18 protein-coding genes and 1 pseudogene are annotated in these 24,600 nt (G+C 72.5%); 10 read left to right on the plus strand and 9 right to left on the minus strand.

The genetic code is table 11. The features are described from left to right. Positions 1–17: 17 nt before the first annotated feature. Positions 18–1,652 (minus strand): acyl-CoA dehydrogenase family protein, encoded by a 1,635-nt coding sequence (locus OG485_RS32430; protein WP_328672129.1) that lies wholly within the window; start codon positions 1,650–1,652, stop codon positions 18–20. Positions 1,653–1,669: 17 nt separating this feature from the next. Here OG485_RS32430 and OG485_RS32435 point away from each other — a divergent pair, with 17 nt between their 5' ends. Further along, entirely contained in the window at positions 1,670–2,848 is a 1,179-nt protein-coding gene (locus OG485_RS32435; protein ID WP_328672130.1) for a YihY/virulence factor BrkB family protein, read from the plus strand. Between the two features lie 16 nt (positions 2,849–2,864). Here OG485_RS32435 and OG485_RS32440 read toward each other — a convergent pair whose 3' ends face one another. Beyond that, positions 2,865–3,698, minus strand: coding sequence for an NAD(P)H-binding protein (locus tag OG485_RS32440; RefSeq protein ID WP_328672131.1), 834 nt, complete (start codon positions 3,696–3,698; stop codon positions 2,865–2,867). Positions 3,699–3,851: 153 nt separating this feature from the next. Between OG485_RS32440 and OG485_RS32445 the strand changes: the two genes are divergently transcribed. Next, positions 3,852–4,793 (plus strand): AraC family transcriptional regulator, encoded by a 942-nt coding sequence (locus OG485_RS32445; RefSeq protein ID WP_443048954.1) that lies wholly within the window; start codon positions 3,852–3,854, stop codon positions 4,791–4,793. 275 nt (positions 4,794–5,068) lie between these two features. After that, positions 5,069–5,721 (plus strand): annotated as a pseudogene (locus OG485_RS32450) (helix-turn-helix domain-containing protein). Positions 5,722–5,730: 9 nt separating this feature from the next. Here OG485_RS32450 and OG485_RS32455 read toward each other — a convergent pair. Continuing rightward, positions 5,731–6,144, minus strand: coding sequence for a VOC family protein (locus tag OG485_RS32455; protein WP_328672133.1), 414 nt, complete (start codon positions 6,142–6,144; stop codon positions 5,731–5,733). 84 nt (positions 6,145–6,228) lie between these two features. On the opposite strand from OG485_RS32455, the gene OG485_RS32460 reads away from it, so the two are divergent. Next, positions 6,229–6,918 carry a ThuA domain-containing protein gene (locus OG485_RS32460; RefSeq protein ID WP_328672134.1) on the plus strand — a complete coding sequence of 230 codons (690 nt, stop codon included), beginning with the start codon at positions 6,229–6,231 and terminating at the stop codon, positions 6,916–6,918. A 169-nt stretch (positions 6,919–7,087) separates the two neighbouring features. Continuing rightward, a complete protein-coding gene (locus OG485_RS32465) occupies positions 7,088–8,998 on the plus strand; it encodes a carboxylesterase/lipase family protein (RefSeq protein ID WP_328672135.1) in 1,911 nt (636 codons plus the stop codon). A 119-nt stretch (positions 8,999–9,117) separates the two neighbouring features. Here the strand turns inward: OG485_RS32465 and mmuM are convergent, their stop codons facing one another. Together mmuM and OG485_RS32475 are read right to left on the minus strand one after the other, a co-directional pair. Beyond that, a complete protein-coding gene (gene mmuM / locus OG485_RS32470) occupies positions 9,118–10,044 on the minus strand; it encodes a homocysteine S-methyltransferase (RefSeq protein WP_328672136.1) in 927 nt (308 codons plus the stop codon). A gap of 162 nt (positions 10,045–10,206) precedes the next feature. Continuing rightward, a complete protein-coding gene (locus OG485_RS32475) occupies positions 10,207–11,034 on the minus strand; it encodes an oxidoreductase (protein ID WP_328672137.1) in 828 nt (275 codons plus the stop codon). A 106-nt stretch (positions 11,035–11,140) separates the two neighbouring features. Here OG485_RS32475 and OG485_RS32480 point away from each other — a divergent pair, with 106 nt between their 5' ends. Further along, a complete protein-coding gene (locus OG485_RS32480) occupies positions 11,141–12,094 on the plus strand; it encodes a LysR family transcriptional regulator (protein ID WP_328672138.1) in 954 nt (317 codons plus the stop codon). Positions 12,095–12,230: 136 nt separating this feature from the next. Then, positions 12,231–13,640 carry an RICIN domain-containing protein gene (locus tag OG485_RS32485; protein ID WP_328674745.1) on the plus strand — a complete coding sequence of 470 codons (1,410 nt, stop codon included), beginning with the start codon at positions 12,231–12,233 and terminating at the stop codon, positions 13,638–13,640. Between the two features lie 19 nt (positions 13,641–13,659). Here the strand turns inward: OG485_RS32485 and OG485_RS32490 are convergent, their stop codons facing one another. The 3 genes from OG485_RS32490 to OG485_RS32500 all read right to left on the minus strand — a co-directional run bounded on the left by OG485_RS32490 (position 13,660) and on the right by OG485_RS32500 (position 18,185). Beyond that, positions 13,660–15,948 carry a caspase, EACC1-associated type gene (locus OG485_RS32490; RefSeq protein ID WP_328672139.1) on the minus strand — a complete coding sequence of 763 codons (2,289 nt, stop codon included), beginning with the start codon at positions 15,946–15,948 and terminating at the stop codon, positions 13,660–13,662. Further along, positions 15,941–16,339 carry a hypothetical protein gene (locus OG485_RS32495; protein WP_328672140.1) on the minus strand — a complete coding sequence of 133 codons (399 nt, stop codon included), beginning with the start codon at positions 16,337–16,339 and terminating at the stop codon, positions 15,941–15,943. Before OG485_RS32495 ends, OG485_RS32490 begins: the two co-directional genes overlap by 8 nt. 160 nt (positions 16,340–16,499) lie before the next feature. Next, positions 16,500–18,185, minus strand: a complete 1,686-nt coding sequence (locus tag OG485_RS32500; protein ID WP_328672141.1) for a rhamnogalacturonan lyase B N-terminal domain-containing protein — start codon at positions 18,183–18,185, stop codon at positions 16,500–16,502. Positions 18,186–18,452: 267 nt separating this feature from the next. Here OG485_RS32500 and OG485_RS32505 point away from each other — a divergent pair, with 267 nt between their 5' ends. The 3 genes from OG485_RS32505 to OG485_RS32515 all read left to right on the plus strand — a co-directional run bounded on the left by OG485_RS32505 (position 18,453) and on the right by OG485_RS32515 (position 22,176). Then, positions 18,453–19,541: a rhamnogalacturonan acetylesterase gene (locus tag OG485_RS32505; RefSeq protein WP_328672142.1), complete on the plus strand. Its 1,089-nt coding sequence runs from the start codon at positions 18,453–18,455 to the stop codon at positions 19,539–19,541. 112 nt (positions 19,542–19,653) lie between these two features. After that, the gene (locus OG485_RS32510; protein WP_328672143.1) at positions 19,654–21,390 is read left to right on the plus strand and encodes a DUF2264 domain-containing protein; all 1,737 of its coding nucleotides are present in this window, start codon (positions 19,654–19,656) and stop codon (positions 21,388–21,390) included. Between the two features lie 48 nt (positions 21,391–21,438). Continuing rightward, positions 21,439–22,176, plus strand: coding sequence for a rhomboid family intramembrane serine protease (locus tag OG485_RS32515; RefSeq protein ID WP_328672144.1), 738 nt, complete (start codon positions 21,439–21,441; stop codon positions 22,174–22,176). Positions 22,177–22,274: 98 nt separating this feature from the next. On the opposite strand, the gene OG485_RS32520 is transcribed toward OG485_RS32515, so the two are convergent. Further along, on the minus strand, positions 22,275–24,500 hold the full coding sequence (locus OG485_RS32520; protein ID WP_328672145.1) for an MMPL family transporter: 2,226 nt from the start codon (positions 24,498–24,500) through the stop codon (positions 22,275–22,277). Positions 24,501–24,600: the final 100 nt, after the last annotated feature.

The raw sequence follows: 24,600 nt of genomic DNA on the forward strand, positions 1-24,600 counted from the left end.
CCGCGTCAGTGCTCTCCTCAGGCCACCGGCCGGGCCCGCTCCACCACCGTGGCCAGATCCAGACTGTGCGGCAGCGTGCCGAACCCCGTGCCCCAGTCACCGCCCAGACGCGAGGCGCAGAACACGTCGGCGACCTCCGGGGGCGCGTACCGGACGAGCAGCGACCCCTGGAGCACCAGCGCGATCCGCTCGACCAGCCGGCGGGCACGGGCCTCGATGCCGTCCAGATCGGCGAGTTCCGTCAGCAGGTTCTTGATGGCCCCGTCCAGCCGGTGGTCGGCGCCGCGGGCCCGGCCCACCTCCCGCAGATACGCGTCCAGAGCCCCCGGCTCCCGCTGCAGAGCGCGCAGGACGTCCAGCGCCTGCACATTGCCCGCGCCCTCCCAGATGGAGTTGAGCGGCGACTCCCGCAACAGCCGCGGCATTCCCGACTCCTCGACGTACCCGTTGCCGCCCAGGCACTCCAGCGCCTCCACCGCGACCGGCGTACACCGTTTGGTCACCCAGTACTTGGCGGCGGGCACCGCGAGCCGCAGGAACGCCCGCTCCTGCTCGCTCCCGTCGTCGTACGCCGCCGCGAGCCGCATCGCCAGAGTCGTCGCGGCCTCCGACTCCAGCGCCAGATCGGCGAGGACGTTGCGCATCAGCGGCTTGTCGACGAGCCGGCCGCCGAACGCCTCGCGGTAGGTGCAGTGATGGATCGCCTGCGCGACCGCCTGCCGCATCAGCGAGGCCGAGCCGAGCACACAGTCCAGCCGGGTCGCCGCGACCATCCCGATGATGGTGCGGACCCCGCGCCCCTCCTCGCCCACCCGGCGCGCCCACGTCCCGTCGAACTCGACCTCGCTCGACGCGTTGGACCGGTTGCCGAGCTTGTCCTTGAGCCGCTGGATACGGAAGACGTTCCTGGTGCCGTCCTCCAGGACGCGCGGCACCAGGAAGCAGGTCAGCCCGCCCGGAGCCTGCGCCAGCACCAGGAAGCCGTCCGACATCGGCGCCGAGCAGAACCACTTGTGCCCGGTCAGCGCGTACGTCCCGTCCTCGGCGAGCGGCCGGGCCTCGGTCGTGTTGGCGCGTACGTCGCTGCCGCCCTGCTTCTCGGTCATGCCCATACCGAAGAGCACGCCGGCCTTCCGAGCGGCGGGCCGCAGCTCCTGGTCGTAGACGGTGGCCGTCAGCCGCGGCTCCCACTCGGCGGCGAGCGCCGGGTCGGTGCGCAGCGCGGGCACCGCCGCGTGGGTCATCGACAGCGGACAGCCGTTGCCCGCCTCGGCCTGCGTCCAGACCACGAAGCCCGCCGCGCGCCTGACGTGCCCGCCGGGGCGGGTCCAGGCCGACGTCAGCCCCGCCGACACGCCCTTGCCGAGGAGGCGGTGCCAGGACGGGTGGAAGTCGACCTCGTCGATCCGGTTGCCGTAGCGGTCGTGGGTGCGCAGCTTCGGCGGATTCTCGTTGGCCAGCGCACCCCACTCCTGGACCTGGGCGGAACCCGTCGTCCGGCCGAGTGCCGACAGTTCCTCGCGCGCCCCCTCGAGGAGCTCCGGATCGAGGTGCCGGACGACCGCCTCGCCGAGGGCCCGGTCGGCGGCGAATACGTCATATCCCACCAGGGGCGGAGCCTGGTTGGTCACGGTGTGGGTGCTGGCTGGCATACCGCTACCGTAAGGACGTGCACCAGGCAAAAGAAACCTCCGAACGGCCACGCTCCGGCCGCTTTCACCGCGCTCGCGCGCTCTATCGGAACGTCTCCAAACGCAGGACCGCCTGGCTGCTGATCAAGGACACCGTCAACTCGTGCATGGAGTACCGGATCCTGGGGCTGGCGGCCGAGGCCGCCTTCTTCACGCTCCTGTCCGTGCCGCCGCTGCTGCTGAGCATGATCGGGCTGCTCGGATACGTGGACGCCTGGACCGGCGCCGACACCATCGCCAGCCTGGAGTCCAACATCCTGGACGCGTCCCGCACGGTGCTGACGCAGAAGGGCGTGCACCAGATCGCGGAGCCGATCCTGCACGACGTGATGAAGGGCGGCCGGCCCGACATCATCTCCCTCGGCTTTCTGTTCGCCCTGTGGTCGGGCTCGCGCGCGGTCAACGTCTTCGTCGACACCATCACCGTGATGTACGGGCTCGACGGCACCCGGGGCATCGTGAAGACCCGGGTGATGTCCTTCCTGCTGTTCATCGTGGCCCTGCTGATCGGCTCCGTCCTGCTCCCGCTGATGGTGGCGGGCCCGGACGCCGTGGTGAACGTCGTGCCGTGGTCGACGACCGTCGTCCAGGTCCTGTACTGGCCCGTCGTCATCGTCCTGTCGGTCGCCTTCCTGACGACCCTCTACCACGTGTCCGTCCCCGTCCGGTCCCCGTGGGTCGAGGACGTGCCGGGCGCCCTGGTCGCCCTCGCCATGTGGGTCCTCGGCAGCTTCCTGCTGCGCATCTACCTGACCAACACCATCGAGGGCCCCACCATCTACGGCTCCCTCGCCGCCCCGGTGGCCGTCCTGCTGTGGATCGGCGTCGCCGCCTTCGCCGTCCTGGTCGGCGCGGCCGTCAACGCCGCCATCGACCGGGTCTGGCCGGCCGCCGCCACCGCCGCGGCCCGCGCCGCCAACGAACGGCTGCGCGAGGCCCAGGCCGCCGAGTACGTGGCCCGCGCCGCCGCGCACCGCTCCTACGACGCCGATCCGGACGACCCCGACATGCCCTCCGAGTTCCCGGAACGCTGGTCGCGCTTCCTGCCCCCGGAGGACGTGACGTCCCGCCTGCGCACCCACGCCAAGAACACCCACCACACCCACCACACCCACCGCGCCCCGAAGAACGGCACGGAGCACCCTCCGGAGGAGTGAGTCCGGGCAGGGACCGTCAGGCCTTCCACGCCCCGGCCGCCGCGGCCTCCCGCGCGAAGTCGGTGAAGTCCCGCGGCGCGCGGCCGAGGATCTTTCCGACGCCGTCCGAGAGGTGGGAGTTGCGGCCGTCGAGGAGGCTCCCGAAGAGCTCGACGAGGAACCCGGCCTCCTCGGCCGGCACGCCGAAACCGGCCAGCGTGTCGCCGTACCGCCGCGCCGTCACGGGTGTGTACGCCAGCTCCTCGCCCGTGGCCCGCGAGATCTCCGCGACCGCCTCCCGGAAGGTCAGCAGCCGGGGCCCCGTGATCTCGAGCTCCTGGCCGGTGTACCGGTCGCCCCCGGTCAGCGCGGCCACCACGACGTCGGCGATGTCCCGGACGTCGATGAACGGCTCCCGCACCTCGCCCGCCGGGAAGACCAGCTCCCCATGGCGCAGCCCCTCGACCAGCGGGCCCTCGCTGAAGTTCTGCGAGAACCACGACGCTCGTACGATCGTCCAGTCCGCGCCGGACGTCGCCAGCGCCTCCTCGGTCGGCCGGGCCCGGTCCTCGCCCCGCGCCGACAGAAGCACCAGCCGCCGCACTCCGAGCCCCATCGCCTCCCGGGCCAGGGCCCCGACCGCCTTCGTGGCCGCCGGCGAGCCGACGTCCGTGGGATGCGCCAGGTAGGCGGCGTCGGCGCCGCTCAGCGTCCCGGCCCACGTCGAGGCGTCCTCCCAGTCGAAGCCCGTGGCGCGCGAGGCGGCCCGGACCGTCAGTCCCGCCGCCCGCGCGGCTTGTGCGACCCGGCTCCCGGTCCGCCCGGTGGCGCCTGTCACCAGCACCGTCATGTCCCGCGTGTTCTCTGTCATGCGGCCCAGTCAACTGCCGTCCCCGGCAGGGAACCATCGGCGAACAGCTCATTCCCATAAGCGGTCGTCCACGGTCTTCCACGGTCCTCCACGGCTGCCCGGGCCCCCGTCTACGCTGGCCGCATGGACGCTCCGCCGCGCTCGGACCCGCTCATGCGGGGGGACCCCCTCGCGAGCCTGCTGGAAGGGCCACGCGCACGGGGCGCCTTCATGATCCGAGCGTGCTTCGACCCGCCGTGGTGCGTACGCGTCGAGGACCGCGCCCCCCTGACGATCATGCTGGTGGTCCGCGGTGACGTCCGGGTCGTACCGGACCGGGGCGAGGGGCTGCGGCTGCGGGCCGGTGACCTCGCCATCGCGCGCGGCCCCGACCCGTACGTCTGCGCCGACGACCCGGGCACCCCGCCCCAGGCCGTGATCCTGCCGGGCGGCGAGTGCGCCTACCCGGACGGACGCTCGCTGAAAGGCCACTGGGACCTCGGCGTCCGCAGCTGGGGCGACCGGCTCGACGGCTCCACGGTGCTGCTGATCGGGACGTACATGATGCGGGGCGAGGTCAACGGCCGGCTGCTCGACGCCCTGCCGCCGCTGCTCGCGCTCCCCTCCGACGTGTGGGAATGCCCGCTGACCCCGATCCTCGCAGCCGAGATGACGCGCGACGAGCCCGGCCAGGAGGTCGTCCTCGACCGGCTCCTCGACCTGCTGATGATCACCGCCCTGCGGGCCTGGTTCTCCCGCCCCGAGGCCGCGGCACCCGCCTGGTACCAGGCCCTCGCGGACCCGGTCGTGGGCCGCGCGCTCCGGCTCCTCCAGGGCGACCCGGCCCGCCCCTGGACGGTCGGCGGGCTCGCCGCCGAGACCGGCGTCTCCCGCGCCGCGCTGGCCAGACGCTTCGGCGAACTCGTCGGGGAACCCCCGATGACGTACCTGACCGGCTGGCGTCTCGCCGCCGCCGCCGACCGGCTCCGCGAGAGCGACGACACCCTGGAGACGATCGCCCGCCACGTCGGCTACGGCAGCGCCTTCGCGCTCTCCAGCGCCTTCAAGCGGGTCTACGGCGTCAGCCCGCAGGAGCACCGGGCCCGCCCGGCGTAGCCTGGCGGGCATGTACGCGGAACGGGCGTCCCGGCTGCCGGGCGCGGTGCTCTGGAGCCGTGTCCTGAACGGTCCCGCGCCCGACGGCGGGGCCGAGGCGGCACCCGCGCGCCTGACGCCGGGCACGGAGGCGGGGGCCGCCCACCTCGGCGAGCCGGCCGCGCGGGGTGCGGAGGCGGGAAGCGCGGGCTTGGTGGAGCGTGCGTCCGCGTCCGGTGCGGAGGGGACGGCCGCGTTCGTCCGCGGGTTCGAGGGCGAGGGTTCGATCCGGGACGATCCTTCGGCCGCCCGGCACGCTTCCGTCACCGCGCGGGACGCCGTGCTCCCCGACGGCTGCATGGATCTGCTGTGGACCCGGGGGCGGTTGCTCGTCGCCGGTCCCGACACACGGCCCCACCTCCCGGACGGCGTGCCCGGCGGCTGGGCGGGCGTCCGCTTCTACCCCGGCACGGCACCCGCGTACCTGGGCGTGCCCGCCGACGAACTCCGGGACCGGCGCGTGGAGCTGACCGAGCTGTGGCCCGCCGCCGAGGTGCGCCGCCTCACCGCGCGGATCGACGCGGCGGCCGACCCCGTGGACGCGCTCGAAGAGCTCGCGCTGCTCCGGGCGGCCGAGGCCGATCCCCCCGATCCGCTGCTCAGGGAAGTGGTGGCCGCCCTGGACGCGGGACGCCCGGTCGCCGAGACGGCCGACCGACTGGGCCTGGGGGCACGGCGGTTGCACCGCCGCTCGCTCGCCGCCTTCGGGTACGGACCCAAAACCCTGGCCCGGGTCCTGCGACTTCAGCGGGCTCTCGCCCTCGCCCGTGACGGCGTGCCCTTCGCGGAGACCGCGCTGCGCGCCGGGTTCGCCGACCAGGCTCATCTGGCGCGAGAAGTAAGGGAGTTGGCGGGAGCGCCGCTCGGTGAGCTGGTCGGTCACCGGTGACGGGCCCGGCTACTGCGCGGGCGTCGGCCCTCCCGGCAGCGGGGCGAACAGGTCGACGCCGTTGCCGTCCGGGTCGTGCACGACGGCGTACCGCATGCCCCAGAAGGCGTCCCACGGCTTGAGTTCGCCGTGGTGGCCCGCGCCGACGAGGCCCTCGTACACGGAGTCGACCTCGGCGGGGTCCTCGCAGCGGAAGGCGAGCGACACCCTGCCGCCGCCGCTCGGAGGCCGCCACCCGGTGTGGAACGACCTGATGGTGTCCTCCGTGTCCAGCGCGAGGCGCAGCCCGCCGGGCAGTTCGGCCTCGACGTGCGGCTCGTTCTCCGCGCCCGCGGGGAACACGAGCCCGAGACGGCCGTAGAAGGCGAGGGAGGCGGCCATGTCGGAGACGGCCAGCCCGATCACTTCGAATCGTGGAGTCATACGGCCACCGTAGGAGGGTCCCCGGCGTCCGGTCTTGAACGAAACGGACAGCGCCCGGCGAACGCGCGCCCTTAGGCTCCGGAGATGGTCTTCCGCGTTCTCGTGTACACCCGTACGACCGGCTACCGGCACGACTCGATCCCGGCCGCGGTGGGCGCCGTGCGGGCCCTCGGCCACACGCACGGCTTCGAGGCCGACGCCACCGAGGACCCCGAGGTCTTCGAGGCCCCCCTCGACCCGTACGCGGCCGTCGTCTTCCTGTCGACGAGCGGCGAGGTGCTGACGCCGCGGGGCCGTGACCGGCTGGCGGCCCACGTCGAGGGCGGTGGCGGCTTCGTCGGGGTGCACGCCGCCGCCTGCACCGAGTACGACTGGCCCCACTACGGAGAACTGCTCGGCGCCCGCTTCGAGAGGCACCCGGACCTCCAGCCGGGCAGGGTCGTCGTCGAGGACCACGGACATCCCGCGACCCGGCTCCTGCCGCCGGTCTGGGATGTCACGGACGAATGGTACGACTTCCGGACCAACCCGCGCGACGCGTACGGCGTGCGCGTGCTCGCCTCCGCAGACGAAGCGTCCTACGAGGGCGGGGGAATGGGCGGCGACCACCCGCTGGTGTGGTGCCGGGAACAGGGCGCGGGCCGGGTCTTCTACACCGCGCTCGGCCACGCCGTGGAGGCGTACGAGGACCCTGACTTCCTCGGACACCTGCTCGGCGGCATCCTCTGGGCGGCAAGGGAGCCCTCGGCGGCTGCTCCGGGCCAGGGAGCCTGACCCGGCGCCGGAACCCGGCGCCGGAACCCGGCGCGGGGCCGCTCGCGGCCGGCGGACCGGCCCGTGTCGTACCGCGGTACGGGCCGGACAGGTGACCTCCGCAGGAATACCGGGACGCGATGTGGTGCTCTGATCTCTACAGCGCGCGACGGTGAGGAGCTGGTCCCGGATGGCGGCGGACTCGGTGGACTCGGTTGATCCGGTGGCGGAGACGAGGGACCCGGTGGTCTCCACCCCTTACGGAGCGGTGCGCGGCCGGTACGAGAAGGGGATCGCGGTCTTCCGGGGCATCCCCTACGCGGCCCCGCCCTTCGGCGCCCGCCGCTTTCGCCCGCCCGAGCCGCCCGAGCCCTGGGACGGGGTCCGGGACGCGGGAGCCTTCGGACCGACCCCGCCGAAGCCGCCGTACTCCGAAGCGTTCGCCCGGCTCCTCGCCGACCCCGTCGTCCCCGGTGACGACTGCCTCGGTCTCAACGTGTGGACTCCGGCGCCGGACCCCGCCGCCCGCCTCCCCGTCATGGTGTGGATCCACGGCGGCGCGCTGACCCGCGGTTCCTCGGCCGTACCGGTGTACGACGGGCACGCCTTCGCCCGTGACGGCGTGGTCCTCGTGTCCGTCAACTACCGCCTGGGCGTGGAGGGCTTCGGCCTCTTCCCGGACGCGCCCGCGAACCCCGGGCTGCGCGACCAGCTCGCCGCGCTGGAATGGGTGCGGGAGTCCGTCGCCCGGTTCGGCGGAGACCCCGGCCGGGTGACCGTCTTCGGCGAGTCCGCCGGGGCCATCAGCATCGGCGCGCTGCTCGCGAGCCCGCGCGCCCGGGGCCTGTTCCACCGGGCGGTCCTCCAGAGCGGGCCGCCCGAGGCGAGTGAACGCGACAAGGTGCGCCGCATGGTGCGCAGGATGGCCACGCGGCTGAAGATCCCCGCGACGGCGGAGGCGTTCGCCGCCGTCGACCGCGACCTGCTCCTGCGCACCCAGGCCGACGTGGGCCGGCTCAGCAGTCCGGTGCTCGGCGGTCCCGCCTTCGGCATCGTCGTGGACGGCGACCTCGTGCCCCGGGACCCGCTTCAGGCCCTCGTCGAGGGCGCCGCGGCGGACGTCGGCCTCCTGCTCGGCTGGACCCGTGACGAGTACCGGCTGTGGCTCGTGCCCGGCGGGCTCCTGGAGCGCGTCGACCGGCTCGGCCCGGTCGCCCTGGCCGGTGCGATGGCCCGCTGCCACTGCGGGCACGAGGTGCCCCGCGGTTACCGCGCCCTCCGTCCCGAGGCGGGCACCGCCGATCTCGTCGGCCAGATGATCACCGACCATCTCCTGCGGGTACCGTTGCACCGCCTCGCCGACGCGCGGAGCGGCACGCCGACCGCGTCCCTCGACGCGGACGTCCCCGGCGGCCGGGCCCCGGCGCACGTCTACGAGTTCGCCTGGCCGTCCAACGTGCCCGGCCTCGGTGCCTGTCACGCCCTGGAACTGGGCTTCGTCTTCGACACCGCCGGCGTACCGGAGGCGGCGAAACTCGCGGGCGAGGGCGCTCCGCAGGAGCTGGCGGACGCCATGCACGGCGCGTGGGTGCGGTTCGCGGCCGACGGCGACCCGGGGTGGGCCGCCTGGGACCCCTCGCACCCGGTCCGGGTCTTCGGCGCCGGTGCCCCGCACACCGTGCACGGCCCGCGCGACCGCGAACTCGCCCTGTGGGAGGCCGAGTCGGCCAGAGCCGCGGCCGGGCCCGCGAGCGGCCCCACCCGCAGGCAGACCGGCAGATCCACGGTCGGGGCCGTCGGCACGTCCCCGCTCGGAACCGCCGTACAGCCCTCCGTCGACGCGGACCCCGGCCCCGCCGCCCGTACCGTCGCCGGGACCGGCGCCGGTACGGGCGGTCCCATCCCCGGGACTGCCGACGGACCCTCGGGCGGTCCCGCCGCCAGGACTGCCGACAAGACCGCCGGCAAGAGCGCGGACAGCCCGCCCGGGGCGGTGGACGGAGCGTCCGCCTCTCCCGGCATCGACGAGCCCGTGCGCATCACGACACCGCTGGCGGCCGTACGACGCTTCCGCCGCTCGGGCGGCCCGGGACGGCGCTGACCCCGCCCCCGCCCTGGCGCCGGCCGGTACGCCGAGGTGGCTCCGAGCCGGGGTGCGGCCCCGGGCCCCCGGCCCGAAGCCGCTCCGGGCCGGGGGCGGGGCCTGGGCGGCGCGCGGGCTCAGGCGGCTCGCAGCGCCGACGCGATCCCCGTGATCGCCTCCGGGCCCACCCGGCAGCAGCCGCCGATCAGCCGGGCCCCGGCCCGCTCCCACCCGCCGACCTGGGCGGCCGTGAACGTGGAGCTCCCGGTCCAGGAGCGGGCCGTCGCGTCCCAGGTCTCGCCGCTGTTCGGGTAGACCACGACCGGTTTTCCGGTCACGCGCGCGGCCGTGGCGACGGCCGCGTCGACGTCGGCGGGAGCACAGCAGTTGACCCCGACCGCGATGACCTCGTCCGCCTCGGCGGCCAGCGCGAAGGCCTCCTCCAGCGGCTGTCCGGCCCGTGTACGGTCACCGGCCACGCTGTACGACAGCCACGCCGGTACGCCGAGCCCGCGCACCGCCCGGAGCAGTGCCCGCGCCTCGTCCGCGTCCGGGACCGTCTCCAGCGCCAGCACGTCGGGCGCGGCGGCGGCCAGCACCTCCAGGCGCGGCAGGTGGAACCGCTCCAGTTCCGCGACGCTCAGCCCGTACCGCCCCCGGTACTCCGAACCGTCCGCGAGCATCGCCCCGTACGGACCGACCGACGCGGCGACCCACAGGGGCCGCGTGACGCCCTTCGCGTGCGCGCGCCGAGCGGCCTCGCGCGCCGACTCGACGCTCAGGCCGAGCAGTTCGGCACCCCGCTCGCGCGGGACACCACGCCGGGCGAAGCCCTCGAACGTCGCCTGGTAACTGGAGGTGATCGCCACGTCCGCGCCCGCCTCGTAGTAGGCGAGATGCGCCTCGACGATCGCCTCGGGCCGGTCCGCGAGCAGCCGCGCCGACCACAGGGCGTCGCCGAGATCGTGCCCGGCCGCTTCGAGCTGGTTGGACATGCCTCCGTCGAGCACGACCGTGCCCGAGGAGAGCGCGTCGGCGAAGGCGGGGGTGGAGTCGCTGTTCATGTCACGACGCTAGTCGATGCGAGGGGAAGCCGGTCTCCGCGACCGTGCCCCGCCACGATCACCGGCCCGGACCGAGGACCTGATCACCGGCGGTCCACCGTCGTCCGGCGGCCGGGGCCCGAGCGTCGTCCGGTCACCATGGCTCCGACCGTCGCCGGGGTCTCACGCCTCGAAGGCCGTGTCCCGCGTGAGCTTCTCCCAGGCGGTGATCTCCGCGCGCTGCGCGTCCAGGTGACCGAGGACGGCGTCCACCCCGTCTCCGCCGAGCGGCAGCCGCAGCGGAGTGCCGTCGTCGGCGAGGGCGGCCAGGACCGCGGCCACACCCTTCGCCGGATCGCCGGGCTGGTCCCCGTCACCGGCGGCCACGGCCTGCCGGGTCGGGCCCACCGTGTCCGCGTAGTCGGCGATCTCCTCGCTGGCCCCGGCCGCGCCCATCAGGTTCGTACGGAACGCGCCGGGCTCCACGATCAGCACCTTGATGCCGAGCGGCGCCACCTCGGCCGCCAGCGCGTCGGAGAAGCCTTCCAGACCGAACTTCGTGGCGCAGTACGCCGCGAACCCGGGGTACGTCATCTGCCCGCCCATGCTGCTCATCTGGACGATCGCCCCCGAGCGCCGTTCCCGCATGTGCGGCAGCACGGCCCGTACCAGCGCGGCGGGCCCGAAGAAGTGCAGTTCGAAGAGGGACCGCAGCTCCGCGTCCGTGGTCTCCTCCGCGGCGCCCACATGAGTGCGGCCCGCGTTGTTGACCAGCACGTCGATCCGCCCGTGCCGGTCGACGACATCGGCCACGACGGAGTCGATGCCCGCCGGGTCCGTCACGTCGAGGGCGAGCGCCTCGACCTGATCGGGGTGAGCCGCCACCAGACCGGCCAGCGCCTCGGGCCTGCGGGCCGTGGCCACCACGACATCGCCCCGGCCGACGGCCGCCTCGGTGAACGCCCGGCCGAAACCGCTGCTCGCACCCGTGATCAGCCACACCTTGCTCATGTCCGACTCCCTGGTCGTCTTTTCGTCCGCTGTCCTGCTTCCGATGAGTCGAGCCTGGCCCCGCGCCCGCTCGCCCGTCCAAGACCCTTCGTGATAACCCATGGTTATGGCCATGGACGTTCACGGGCGGGACCTGCGCTATTTCGTCGCCGTCGCGGAGGAGCTGCACTTCACGCGCGCCGCCGAGCGCCTCTTCGTCTCCCAGCCGGCCCTCAGCAAGCAGATCCGTGCGCTGGAACGGCAATTGGGCGCCGAGCTGTTCGAACGGGACCACCAGGGCGTGCGGTTGACCGCCGTGGGTGCCGCCCTGCTGCCTCATGCGCGCCGGGTCCTCGCCGAGTGGGCCGGCGCGGCCGACGCCGTGGAACGCGCCAAGGCCGAGCAACGGGCGACCCTGGTCGTCGGCATGAGTACCAGCCCGGGGCGGGGCGGTCTGCTGCCGGCCATCAGGTCCCGGTTCGGCGAGGCGTGTCCGGACGCCAGGATCGAGCTGCGGCAGGTGAGCTGGGCGGACTCCAGCGCCGGGCTCGCGGACGGTTCGGTGGACGTGGCGTTCGTGTGGCTGCCGATGCCGGAGGAGGAACGTTACGCGTGGGTGGTGGTGGCCGAGGAACCCCGGCATGTCGCGCTGCCGGACACGCATCTCCTCGCGGACCGTGAGGAGATCGACTTCGCGGACCTTCTCGAGGAACCGTTCATCGCCATCCCCGAGTCCGCCGGAGTGCTGCGCGCGTACTGGCTCGCGCTCGACGACCGCCTCGGGCACCCGGCGAGGATCGGCGCCGAGGCCGCGAACGCCGACGAGACGTACGAGGCCCTCGTGGACGGCCGGGGCGTCTGCCTGCTCGCCGCGGGGAACGCGCCGCTGCTCACCCGGGGCGGTGTCGTGACCCGCCCGGTGTACGGCATCACGCCGAGCAGACTGGCGCTCGCCTGGCGCGCGGACGACCGGCGCCCACTGGTCCGGGCCTACGCCGAAGCGAGCCGCCTCGCCTCGGGGCACCGGCCCGTCCGACCCACGGGCCCCACTCGGCAGGACCGATCCCGTCCGCACCGTTGACCTCGTCGTAGCACGCGCTTACTTTTTCGGCGGCAACGTTCGTAATCGCAGATATTGTTCGGCATACCGGACGGACGGTCACCGCATGAGCCGCACCATCAGTCCCCTTCGGACGAGCCGCACGAAGCGTCACGCGCTGAGACGTGCGTACGCCCTCCTCGTCGCCCTCTGTCTCGCCCTCGCCGGGGGACTTCTCACCGCCGCTCCCGCCCTGGCGGCTGTCCAGACCGTCACCAACGGCACGCAGTTCACGGACACTTCGGGCGCCCCGGTACACGCGCACGGCGGCGGGGTCCTCAAAGTGGGCGGCTACTACTACTGGTTCGGCGAGAACCGCGACGCCGACAACACCTTCCGGTACGTCGACGCCTACCGCTCCACCGACCTGAAGAACTGGGAGTTCCGCAACCATGTCCTGACCCGGTCCAGCGCCGCCGAACTGGGCACGGCCTACATCGAGCGGCCCAAGGTCATGTACAACGCGTCCAACGGCACGTTCGTCATGTGGATGCACAAGGAGAACGGCGTCGACTACAGCGAGGCGCGTGCCGCCGTCGCCGTCTCGGACACCGTGGACGGCGCCTATACCTATCGGGGCAGCTTCCAGCCGCTCGGCCAGTACATGTCCCGTGACATCACGACCTTCGTCGACACCGACGGAACCGGCTACATGGTCTCCGCCGCCCGCGAGAACTACGACCTCCAGATCTACCGGCTCACCGCCGACTACACCGGCATCGCGGCCCTGGTCGCCGACCCCTGGCACGGCGGACACCGCGAGGCACCCGCGCTGTTCAAGCGGGGCGGCGTCTACTTCATGCTGACCTCGGCCGCCACCGGCTGGAGTCCCAACCAGCAGCAGTACGCCACCGCCACCTCGCTCGCCGGCCCCTGGAGCGCGATGGCGAACGTCGGTGACTCCACGGCGTACGGCTCGCAGACCGCGTACGTCCTTCCCGTCCAGGGGACTTCGGGCACCTCCTACCTCTACATGGGCGACCGCTGGGGCGACGCGTTCGGCGGCACGGTCGACGACTCCCGGTACGTCTGGCTGCCGCTCACCTTCCCGACGTCCACCACGATGTCCCTGTCCTGGTCGCCGGAGATCGGAGTCGACGCGGCCGCCGGGACCGTCAGCGCGACGAGCGCCGCCTACGAGACCCTGACGGCCCGTCACTCCGGCAAGTGCGCGGACGTCCCGAACCAGTCGCTGTGGCAGGGGATCGCGCTCGCCCAGTACACCTGCAACGGCGGAGGGAACCAGAAGTTCTGGTTCAAGTCCCTCGGCAGCGGCTACTACGAGCTGATGGGCCGGGCCAGTTCCCTGTGCCTGACCGAGAACGGCACCGGCGTCAGCCAGGAGGACTGCTCCGGCACCACCGCCCAGCAGTGGTCGGTGACGGCATCGGGCGGCTATGTGCTCCTCAAGGCCAGGGCGTCCGGCGAGTGCCTGGACGTGTCCGGCGCCTCCACCGCCAACTCCGCCCCGCTCATCACGTACACCTGCAACGGGGGAACCAACCAGCAGTGGACGCGCGGGACTTGACGCGGGGGCGGTACCGCGGTCAGGAGCCGGCCTTCGGCTGTTCCGGGGAAACCTGGGACAGCGCCTTCCGGGGGTCGGATTCCTGCGCCTGGGCGTGGGCGGCGCTGCGCCGGTCCGGCAGCACGGACGTCTCGTTGCCGGTTCCGGCCGTCTCGACACCGGGAGGCGGCGAGGTCACGTCCAGGAGCAGTGGCTCGCGCGTCCGGCCGCTCAGTACGGCGCTCTGCAGCGCGGCGCCGATGACCACCCCATCGGGGATGATGCCGCGGACCGGTTCCCGCCCGCCGGCCAGCTCCTTGACGAGCGTGGCGATCGCCGGCATCCGGGTGGCTCCGCCCACCAGGATGAAGTGGTCGATGTCGTCGATCCCCTCGATGTGCCAGGCGGACTTCAGTGCCTGCTGTGCCAGTTGGGTGCAGCGCTCCAGCAGATCCCTCGTCAGCCCGTCCAGTTGTGCGCGCGTCAGCGTGACGTCCATGTGAACCGGCCCGGACGGAGAGGTCGCGATGTATGGCAGGTCGACGATGGCGGATGTGGCCTGGGACAGCTCGATCTTCGCGGCTTCAGCGGCCTCGGCCACCCGCTGGAGGGCGGCCCGGTCGGTGAGCCGGACACCCTGGCGGAGGGCGAATTCGCGTACGAGGTGATCGACGACGCGGGCGTCCCAGTCGCTTCCCCCGAGCTTGCTGTCACCGCTGGTGGCCAGGGTCTCGACGACTCCGTCACTGATGCCCAGCAGCGACACGTCCAAGGTGCCTCCGCCCAGGTCGAACACCGCGATGTTCTCGTCACCCCGGCCGAAACCGTACGAAAGTGCCGCGGCGGTCGGCTCGTTCAGCATCCTGACGGTTTCGATGCCCGCGAGAGCCGCCGCGTCCGCCAGGGCCGCGCGCTGGACGTGGTTGAAGTAGGTGGGCACGGTGAGGACCGCCCGGGTCACCGTCTCGCCCAGATGGGCTTCCGCGCTCGCCCGCAGGTCGGCGAGGATCCAGGAGGCGACCTCCTCGGCGGAGAAGCGGCGGACCCCGTGCCGGTAGGTCCATCCCGTGCCCAGTTCCCGTTTGACCCGGTGGATGCCGCCGCCGGGAACGCGCGAGGCCCGCTCCTTGGCGGCCTTCCCCACCAGCAGCGTCCCGTCCTCGGAGAACGCCACGACGCTCGGAGTGGTGACCTCTCCGTGGCGGTTCGGGATGACCCGCGCCTCACCGTCCAGGAACACGGCCACCGCGGAATTGGTCGTCCCGAAATCGATGCCGAGGATCTTCGACCCGTCCGCCATCGGCCGGGTGGCCCGGGAGGCGGTGTCCGGAGTCCCCGAAGGCAGCTCGCCCAGACCACGGCTGTGCCAGAGTCTCCCGGCCTGGGCGCCGACCTGCGGGTCACGGTCGCGCACCAGCGTGGTCAGGGCTTCCAGCGCGGCCTCGCGGACCGGGCCCTGCCGGCTGCCGAGCAGTCGTTCCACCTCGTGCAGGGCGCCCAGCCGCTGCCAGCCGGCCCCGGTGAGGATCGCGGCGCGGAGCGTGTCGGGAAGCGCCGGGCCCTCGGGCGCGGTCGGGCAGAGGATGCCGGGGTTGCGCGTCAGATAGAGGGTGCCCTCGGAGTTGTTGACGCTCCGGGTCGGCGTCTGGCTGGGCATCCGGCTGCGTACGCGGTCGTGCACGAAGGCGTACAGCTCCTCGACCGACACATACCCGTCCCCGTCCAGGTCGGCCGTTCCGTCCCGCAGTCCTTCCACCACGGCGGCGGTGAAGATGGACGGTTCGGCCCGCTCCCTGCTGCTCCTCTCGCTCTCGTGGCTGTACTGCAGGGCGGTCGAGGAGGTGATCACGACCCGGCCCGGCCCGGAGAAGGGCTCGTTCACATCGACCGTCGGCGCGGCTCCGCGGGTCCTCAGCCCTTTGGCGAACGCCCCGCTGAAGCAGCAGTCCAGCAGGACGACGGCCCGTCGGCAGAGACTCTCCTCCAGCTGGTCCGCGACGAATTGGGAGGGGACCGCGGTCGCGTCCAGCAAGTCCAGGTCAGTGTCCGAGGCGACGAAGTGCAGCCGGCCCCGGGAGTCCTTCCGGCCGTGGCAGGAGAGGTGGAGCAGGAGCAGGTCCTGGCTCTGCGCGAGGGCGAAGAAGGACTGGATCGCCTTGCGGATCTCCAGCGCCGTGCCGTTCTCGACGACGGTGACCTCGAACTCGCCGATGGCCGCGTCGCCGAGCACGGCGGCGAGGTGCTCGGCGTCCGCGGCGGCACCCGGCAGCTCGGTGAAACGCCCGTCCTCGTAGTGCTGGTTGACGACGAGGAGTGCGGCTTTACGCATCGGGCGTATCGGTCTCTCGGGGAGCGTGCCGGGCCACGAACAGCTCGACGGCGCGCCGCTGGTCCGCGCGGGACACCGACGTCAGACGCAGTTCGTCACCGTCGATCGTCAGGTCGATCGAGCCCGAGTTGCGGCGCCCGAGCCAGTCCTGGGCCAGCGCGACGAGCGCCCGCAGAGTCGGCGCGCTCGTCGCGCCGACGAGGAGCGTCGTCCAGACCACCGTGTCCCCGGCCCGGGTGCCGTCGGGGGCCGGACCGTCCGTGGCGTGCCGCACGGAGGCCAGGTCCAGCAGGGACAGTTCCTCGGCCAGGAGGAGCACGGCGTCGGCCGCGCCCTCGGGGTCCGCCTCGTCGGTGAACGCCAGCGTGGCGTCCCAGCGCGGATTGTTCAAGGTGTCCTCCCCGTCGGCCACCCGGGCCCCCACCCGGGAGAGGCCAGTGTGACACCTCGGAGCCGCCCTTCGGCGGCTCTGGGGGAAATGTGAGTCGTCACCCGACCCGGTCTGCAGGGTGCCGTCCCGCGACTCTGGGAAGGGGCCCGCGTTCCCGGCGTCAGGCCAGCAGATCCAGCGCGTCGACCGATGTCCCGGCGCTGAGATACGACGTCGTCCCCGACCCGCTCACCACGTCGATCTTCAGTACGTTGTACTGGCCGGTGTCGCTGAGCCAGGCACTGGCGGGCACGCTGTACGTGAACGTGGTGTTGTTGCCGCGGTACGAACCGACCGTCAGCGAACGGGTGCTCGGCTGGGCGGGCGGCGAAGGGATCGACGACACCCAGCTGTTGACCGTGACCTGTGGCCGGCCGTTCGCGTAGGCGGTGGTCACCCCGATCCGCAGGGTGTGCGCGGCGGCGGCCTGAGCAGCCGTCAGTTTGAAGTAGACGAGCAGACCGCTGTTGACGTCCTTCCAGATGTACGCCGGGAAGGACGCGGTCTCGCTGCCGCTGCCGATGACCACGTTCCCGGTCCACGCGGCGGCCCGGACGTCGGAGGGATGCGCGTACGTCATCAGCTCGGCGTTCTTGAACCCGGCGGGGGTGCCGTCCCACGTGCCGATCCGCCAGATCGCCGTCGCGTTGGCCGGGTCGTTCGAGGAGGCGATGGCGATGGTGTTCAGGGTGGTCGTGCCACCGGCCGTGACCGTCACCGAGGTGGTGTGGACGGCGAGTTCGCCCTTGAAGACCGTGAGCGTGTACGTCCCCGGCAGAACGCCCCCGATCGAGAACCAGCCGTCCGAGGAGCGCGCCGAACCCCAGTACTGCGCGGCCGAGTTGGCGAGCCCGACGGTGTACGCGTACGCGGTGTCGCGGCCCGAGATGCCGACGCCCGCGACCTTGCCCCGGCCGCTCGCCGCGACGTACCCGGAGATGCCGAGCGAGTCCGCCCACGCGGTGGTCAGCGTGCCCGGGTACAGCGCGGAGGAGGGGGTGCCGCCGTCCGTGAAGGCGATGACGTACGGGCCCTGGAGTCCGAAGCGTTCGGCCTCGGTCTGGTTCTCGCCGTAGTACAGGATCTCGTACAGGCCGCCGCCGTCCGTGCTCTGGTGGCGCAGCAGGGAACGGTAGAACGGGCCGCCCGAGGCCTTCTCGTGGTTGGAGCGGACGACGTACAGGCCGACGCTTCCGGTGGTCCAGCCGATCGCGGAGTAGTCGATGACACGGCGCTTCGCGTAGTGCTTCGAGCGGGTCTGCCCGTCCGACTTCGCGAACACGTCCGCGGACTCGATGACGGTCGGCGCGTAAGTGTAGGAATCGGGCTCGTCGTTGAGGAACAGACCGGCCTTGACCCGCACGATGTAGCGCGTCGCGCTGACGGAGGTGTCGGCCTTGTTGGTCCACAGATAGATGTTGTTCTCTCCGCTGCGGGCCGCGTAGTAGTGCTTGAGCGTGCCGTAGGCCACGGAGATCAGGATCGTCGTACCGGACTGCTTGATCGTCACGGTGGAGCTGCCGAGGCCGGACTCGACATGCGAGTTCTTGCCGCCGTAGCCCTGGTACTCGGTGCCCCGGTAGGCCAGCGAGGTCAGGTCTCCGTTCGTCTTGCTCACCTTGAACACGAGGTTCGCGCCGGTGTCGACGACGTAGTTCGAGCCGTCGTCGCTCCAGCCGAAGGACGCGGCGGACGCTGCGGACGCGGCGGTGGGGAGCGGCCCGGAGAGGGCCGCGGTGCCGGCGGCGGCAGCGCCGCCGAGGACGAAGGCGCGGCGGCGGACCGGCCTGTTCAGGGATCCGGACATGGGGGTGCCTCCTTCGGGAGCGGGGAGGTGCGGGTGTTTCGCAGAGTGACAGTCGAAGCGTCATCGCGAAAGGGCTTTCGTCGAGGGGAAGTTGGCAGTCGTATGAAATTCGGCCGCACTCTAGAAAGCGCTTGCCCATGAGCGGTACCGTCCTGCCGCACCGTCCTGTCGCTTTCTTGCTTTCTCGCCTTGTCGCTCCACGCTCCGCTGTCCCGTCGCCCGTCGCCCGTCGCCTGCTGTCCCGCTGTCCTGCCGGAGGAGCCGCCCATGAGACGCCTCACCATCGCCGTGCCGCTGTTGGCGGTGGCCGCCGCCGGTGCCCTGTCGGCCGGTCCGGCCCGGGCCCAGGCGGGGCGTCCCGGCCCGGGGACGGAGAACTGCACGGCGACCGCCTGCCACTTCGACGTCCCGCCCGGCACGTACGACGTCAGCGTGCTGCTCGGCGGACCCGCCGCGGCCAGTACGTCCATCAGCGGCGAGACCCGTCGCTCCCTGCTCCCCGAGACCGCCACCGAGGCGGGCCGACCGGTGGCGCGCGCCTTCACCGTCGATGTCCGCACCCCCGAGGGCGAGCCGACCGGCCCCGCGGGCACCCCCGGCCTGGACCTGGTCATCGGCGGTTCGGCGCCCGCGCTGGCCCGCATCCGGGTGACCCCCGCCCTCCCCGGCGGACACGGTCCCGACCGGCGGGAGGACGGCCGCACGCGCACCCGGCAGATCCTCCTGGTCGGCGACTCGACCGTCTGCGACCAGCCCGGAGACCCGTACTCCGGCTGGGGCCAGCAACTGCCGCAGTACTTCAGGAAGGGCCTCTCGGTCGCCAACTACGCCGACTCCGGCGAGAGTACGGTCACCTACCTCGCCGACCCGGCGCTCTTCCCGACGGTCCGGACGCTGATCCGCGAACGCGACCTGGTGCTCATCCAGCTCGCCCACAACGACAAGACGACCGACGAGGCGACCTACCGCGCGAACCTCGAGACGCTGGTCGCCGGGGTCCGCGCGCGGGGCGGCGACCCCGTCCTCGTCACACCGATCGTCCGCCGCTGGTTCAACGCGGACGGCACCCTGGACAACGGCACCGCGCTGCTGGTGAACGGCCTGGGCGTGGACCACCCGGCCGTCGTGCGCTCGGTCGCCGCGGCCGAGAACGTGCCGCTCGTCGACCTCACGGCGAAGACCAAGGCCCTCGTCGAGTCGCTGGGCGTCGAGGGCTCCAAGGCGGTCTACCTCTACAACGAGAAGCGGGACAACACCCACACCTCGGTGCACGGCGCCACGGTGTACGCGGCCCTGGTCCGCGACGAACTCCTCGCCCTGCGTCTGGTGCCGAGGGCCCTGGTGAGGGTGGGATGAGCCCCTGGGGCGTCCCGACCGGAACCGGGGCGCCCCAGGTATCCGCCCCGGCCACCCGCCGGACCCCCGGCGCGCGAGACGCCGGGCCCGGCCCGGACAGGAAGCCCGTGAGATGCCCGTCGAACCCGCCGAGGACCGCTCTCTCAGCCCGTACACCGGCCGCACCCGCGCCCATTGGGAGGCGGCCGCCGATGCCCTGCTCGCCGCGGTCGCCCCGTACGCCACCGACGACCAGGCCCTCTACCACTTCCCCGGGGACCGCACGAGCAGCGCGGGCAGACTCTCCGACGGCCTGGAGGGCTACGCCCGTACGCTGCTGCTGGCGGGCTTCCGCCGTGACGAGAAGGTCCTGGAGCGGTACGCGCGGGGGCTGGCCGCCGGAACGGCGGGCGTCTGGCCCCGGGTCGAGGACCGCGGCCAGCCGCTCGTCGAGGCCGCCTCGATCGCGCTCGCGCTGCGGCTGACCCGGCCTCTGCTGTGGGACCGCCTGGACGACGGCGTGCGGCAACGGGCCGCCGAATGGCTCGGTGACGCGCTGACGGCCGAACCCTGGGCCTGCAACTGGGAGTTGTTCCCGGTGACGGTCGGCGGCTTCCTCCAGGAGATCGGCTACGAGCCCGAGGCGTCGCGCGCCGCGATCGACCGCGGCCTGGAGCGCATCGAGCAGTGGTATCTCGGGGACGGGTGGTACACCGACGGCCACGGGCGCAAGTTCGACTACTACAACGGCTGGGCGATGCACCTCTATCCGGTGCTGCACGCCTGGCTGGCGGACGACGCCCGGCTGCTCGACCTGTACGCCGGCCGCCTGGAGGCCCATCTCGGCGACTACGCCCGCCTGTTCGGCGGTGACGGCGCGCCGATGCTCCAAGGCCGCTCGCTCACCTACCGCTTCGCGGCTACCGCCCCCCTGTGGCTCGGCGCGCTCACCGGCCGAACCCCCCTGTCCCCGGGCGAGACCCGGCGCCTCGCCTCCGGCGCTCTCGGCTACTTCCTCGACCGGGGCGCGGTGGACGGCAACGGCCTGCTCACCCTCGGCTGGCACGGCCCCGACGAGGCGCTCCTCCAGCACTATTCCGGGCCCGCCTCGCCGTACTGGGCGAGCAAGGCCTTCGTCGCCCTCCTGCTGCCCCCCGAGCACGCGGTCTGGACGGCCACGGAGGAACCGGGCCCGGCGGAACGCGCGGACGCCGTCACCCCGGTCGGACCGCCCAACTGGCTGCTCCAGTCGACACGTTCGGACGGACTGGTCCGCCTCCACAACCACGGCAGCGAGGACGTCCGCTACGACCCCTACTACACACGGCTCGCCTACTCGACGGTGACGGCGCCCTCACCGTCGTACGACAACAGCGTGATCGTCGGTGCCGGCGCGAGCCGGACGCGGATCGTGCCGCTCGGCGTAGGTGAGGGCTGGGCGGCGTCCCGGCACACCGTCTCGGAGGGCGTCGAGGCCGGCTGCCTCGTGGTCGCGCGGGGGGCCGTGGAGGTCCGGGCCCACCTGGTGTCGGGCACGGACCCCGGGACGCCGGTACGGATCACGGGCTGGGCCGCGCAGGACGGCGCGCGCTCCGAACTCCTGCCCGTGCACGGCCTGTCGGGGGCGGGGGAGGGCGTCACCGGGGACGGCCCGTCCCTCTTCGTCGCGCTCGTCCGCCTCACGGCCGACCGGGACCCGCTCCCGCTCACGGACCTGGTGTCCGTGCGGGTGACGACGCCCGAGGACACGGGGCCCGGAGCGTACGACGTGACGGTGACCTGGGCCGCCGGAGGAACGGCGTGCTTCCGGTTCGACGGCAGCGGCGGAATCGTCCCCCTGAACGGCGGCGACGTCACCGGCATTCCCTAGAGTTCGGAGTGAGGCGGAAACGGGTCCGCCGGGGCAGGGGGGTGTGTCATGGGTGGTCCGGACGAGGGCCGGGGCGGCAGAGCGGACAGCGGCCCGGTGAACGCGGAGCGGATGATCGCGGAGGCGCGGAAGGCGTTCTTCGTGATGTTCGGTTTCCTGGCGATCGTCTGGCTGGTGCAACTGGCCAACTACGCCGACGATTACGCGTTCTCGCGGGACTACGGTCTGGTGTCGGGCGACATCGGCACGCTGCCCGACATACTCAGCGCGCCCTTCCTGCACTGGAGCTGGGCGCACATCGAGAGCAACTCCGGCCCGCTGTTCGTCTTCGGCTTCCTCGCCGCCTACCGAGGCGTGGCCCGCTTCCTCGGACTGAGCCTGCTGGTGGCGACGACCAGCGGGCTCGTGGTGTGGTTCTTCGAACGAGGCCATGTGGAAACGGTGGGCGCGAGCGGCCTGATCTTCGGCTACTTCGGCTACGTCGTGGTCCGCGGGATCTTCGACCGGCACCTGATCGACACCCTGATCGGTGTCGTCATGGCGGCATCCTTCGCCTACATGCTCACCGTCGCGGTACCCGGGACACCGGGGGTGAGCTGGCTCGGCCACCTCGGCGGCCTGATCGGCGGCCTGGCCGGCGCCTGGCTCTTCCGCGACCGCGGCCCCCGCCCCCTGCCGCCCACCCGCTCCGGCGGCGGATCTCCCGCCCGCCGCACCCCGAACCCGGACCCCACCGACCCGCGTGCGGACCTGCACAAGGAACTGGGCGATCTGGGGCTGCTCTAGCCGAGCGGTGGCCCCCCGGACCGATCGGATGCCGATGCGCGGCTGTGCCCGCCTCCCGGACGGTGGAGGCGGGCACGCACCGGGGTGCGGTCGCGTGGTCAGACCTTCGTCGAGTTCTTCAGGTACGGCGGCTTCGACGCAGCCGCGGGCCGGCGCGCGGGACCGCCTTCGCTGAGACCGAACCGTCCGTGGAAGCTGCGCAGGAAGCCGGGCGCGTACCAGGCCGAGCGGCCGAGCAGGCGCATCGCGGCGGGGACGAGGACGCCGCGTACGGCGACGGCGTCGATGAGGATGGCCAGTCCGGCGCCGAGGCCGAACATCTGCATGAAGCTGACCTTGGCGGTGACGAAGGCGAAGAAGCTCACCGCGAGCAGACAGGCCGCCGCGGTGACGATGCGTCCCGTGTGGCCGAGGCCGTCCCCGACGGCGGTCTCGGTATCCTCGCCCTGGTCGTGGAGTTCCTTGATCCGGCTGGTGACGAACACCTCGTAGTCCATGGAGAGTCCGAAGGCGATGCAGACCATCAGCACGGTCATCGCTGTCTCCATCGGCTGCGCGGTGACGCCGAACAGGGAGGCGAGATGGCCGTCCTGGAAGATCCAGGTCACGACGCCGAGGGTCGCGCCCAGACTGATGACGTTGAGGACCAGCGCGCGCAGTGGCTGCACGACGCTGCCGGTGAACAGGAAGAGCAGGGCGAAGGTGGTGAGCGCCACCAGGCTCAGGGCGAGCGGGATCCGGCTGCCGACGGAGTGCTTGGAGTCGACCAGCGCGGCGTCGATTCCGCCGACCAGGGGCTGTGATCCGGCGGGCGGTGCGACCGCCCGCACGTTCTCGACCAGGCTCTGGGCGGCGTCCGACTTCGGTACCAGGTCGCTCACCACGTTGATCCGCTGTGCGTCGGGGCGGCTGAGGGCGGCGTCGCCGGCCGCGGTGGACCGACCGTCGACATAGGTTCCCGGGCCCGCCTCGACGCGGAGGACGCCCTTGAGTGCGGACAGTTCGGTCGCGTACGAGTTCAGCGAGGCCTTGTCCACCGGCTGGTCGATGACGACGTGGACGGCCGCGTCGTCACTTCCCTCGAACTTGTCCCGTAGCTCCGTGGCGACCTGGCGGCTCTGAGCGTCCTCGGGCAGCACGCGTTCGTCGGGCGTGCCGAGGCTGATGCCGAGCAGCGGGCTCGCGGCCAGCAGCAGCACCGCGAGCACGGGCAGCGCGGTGAGCGCGGGCCGCCGCATGACGGTGCGGGCCAGCCGTCCCCACAGGGGTGCCCGGGTGGCGACGCGCCCAGGCTTCGCCCACGGCAGCCGCCCGCTGTTGACCCGGTGCCCCAGGGTGACGAACAGCGCCGGCATCACGAACAGGGTGGCGACGGCCGCGATGGCGACGACACCGATCCCCGCGTAGCCGAACGACCGGAGGAAGTACTGCGGGAACACCAGGAGCGCGGCGAGCGCCACGGCCACCGTCGCGGCGGAGAACGCGATCGTACGGCCCGCGGTGCGCACGGTGTGCCGTACGGCGTCGTCCACGGCCTCCCCGATCGCGAGCCGTTCCCGGAACCGGCTGATCATCAGCAGGGCGTAGTCGATGCCGAGGCCGAGGCCCAGGGCCGTGGTCAGATTGGTCGCGTTGACGGAGACATCGGTGGCGCCGCCGAGGAGGGTCAGCTCGGCGAACGTACCCGCGATGGCGACGATCGCCACGACCAGCGGCAACAGGGCCGCGACCACGCTGCCGAAGACGAACAGGAGCAGGATGAGAGTCACCGGTACGGCGATTCCCTCGGCCAGCACGAGGTCCTCGGGCACCTGTGTCGACATGTCGTCGCTCACCGCGGCGCCGCCTCCGGCCCGTACGCCGAGCCCGCCCGCGTAAGGGCCGGTGTATTTGTCGATGAGGGCCCTGGCGTTCTTCTCCCGCTGGGTGTCGTCACCCTTCACATGGGCGAGCACCAGGGCTTCGCGGCCGTCCCCGGAGCGGAGGGCCAGGCTGTCCGAGTCCCAGTACGAGACCACGTTCCGCAGGTTCCGCTCCGCCCTGAGTCCGGCAGCCAGGGCCCGGCCGCTCCGCTCGGCGGCCGACGTGTCGATGCGGCCCTTCTCCGCACGGACCATCAGGACCAGGTTCGTCTCCCCGCCGAACTTCCCGTCGATGACCTTCTCGGCCCGGCTGGACTGCGAGGCCGGGTCGTCGAACCCGCCCCCTTTCAGCTTGCCGAACACGCCGACGCCGAGGGCGCCCATGAGGACCACGGCAACGAAGGCGACGACGAGGACCGACCGGGCCCGGCGGATGGCCAGTTCGGCCAAGCGGTCAAACATGACCGTTCTCCTTTGAGAGGGGAGTTCGACAGGGGAGGGGGGAACTGGCGCCACGAACGAAGCTAGCGGGCGGCAAAAACATTTGGCAGTGTTAGATTTT

It is taken from the genome of Streptomyces sp. NBC_00328, assembly GCF_036139655.1.
Classification (GTDB): Bacteria; Actinomycetota; Actinomycetes; order Streptomycetales; family Streptomycetaceae; genus Streptomyces.

Coding starts and splice junctions, on each gene's coding strand:
- OG485_RS32430 (WP_328672129.1), bottom strand. CDS start 1,652: ATGCCAGCCAGCACCCACACCGTGACCAACCAGGCTCCGCCCCTGGTG.
- OG485_RS32440 (WP_328672131.1), bottom strand. CDS start 3,698: ATGACAGAGAACACGCGGGACATGACGGTGCTGGTGACAGGCGCCACC.
- OG485_RS32445 (WP_443048954.1), top strand. CDS start 3,852: ATGCGGGGGGACCCCCTCGCGAGCCTGCTGGAAGGGCCACGCGCACGG.
- OG485_RS32455 (WP_328672133.1), bottom strand. CDS start 6,144: ATGACTCCACGATTCGAAGTGATCGGGCTGGCCGTCTCCGACATGGCC.
- OG485_RS32460 (WP_328672134.1), top strand. CDS start 6,229: ATGGTCTTCCGCGTTCTCGTGTACACCCGTACGACCGGCTACCGGCAC.
- OG485_RS32465 (WP_328672135.1), top strand. CDS start 7,088: ATGGCGGCGGACTCGGTGGACTCGGTTGATCCGGTGGCGGAGACGAGG.
- mmuM (WP_328672136.1), bottom strand. CDS start 10,044: ATGAACAGCGACTCCACCCCCGCCTTCGCCGACGCGCTCTCCTCGGGC.
- OG485_RS32475 (WP_328672137.1), bottom strand. CDS start 11,034: ATGAGCAAGGTGTGGCTGATCACGGGTGCGAGCAGCGGTTTCGGCCGG.
- OG485_RS32480 (WP_328672138.1), top strand. CDS start 11,141: ATGGCCATGGACGTTCACGGGCGGGACCTGCGCTATTTCGTCGCCGTC.
- OG485_RS32490 (WP_328672139.1), bottom strand. CDS start 15,948: ATGCGTAAAGCCGCACTCCTCGTCGTCAACCAGCACTACGAGGACGGG.
- OG485_RS32500 (WP_328672141.1), bottom strand. CDS start 18,185: ATGTCCGGATCCCTGAACAGGCCGGTCCGCCGCCGCGCCTTCGTCCTC.
- OG485_RS32505 (WP_328672142.1), top strand. CDS start 18,453: ATGAGACGCCTCACCATCGCCGTGCCGCTGTTGGCGGTGGCCGCCGCC.
- OG485_RS32510 (WP_328672143.1), top strand. CDS start 19,654: ATGCCCGTCGAACCCGCCGAGGACCGCTCTCTCAGCCCGTACACCGGC.
- OG485_RS32515 (WP_328672144.1), top strand. CDS start 21,439: ATGGGTGGTCCGGACGAGGGCCGGGGCGGCAGAGCGGACAGCGGCCCG.
- OG485_RS32520 (WP_328672145.1), bottom strand. CDS start 24,500: ATGTTTGACCGCTTGGCCGAACTGGCCATCCGCCGGGCCCGGTCGGTC.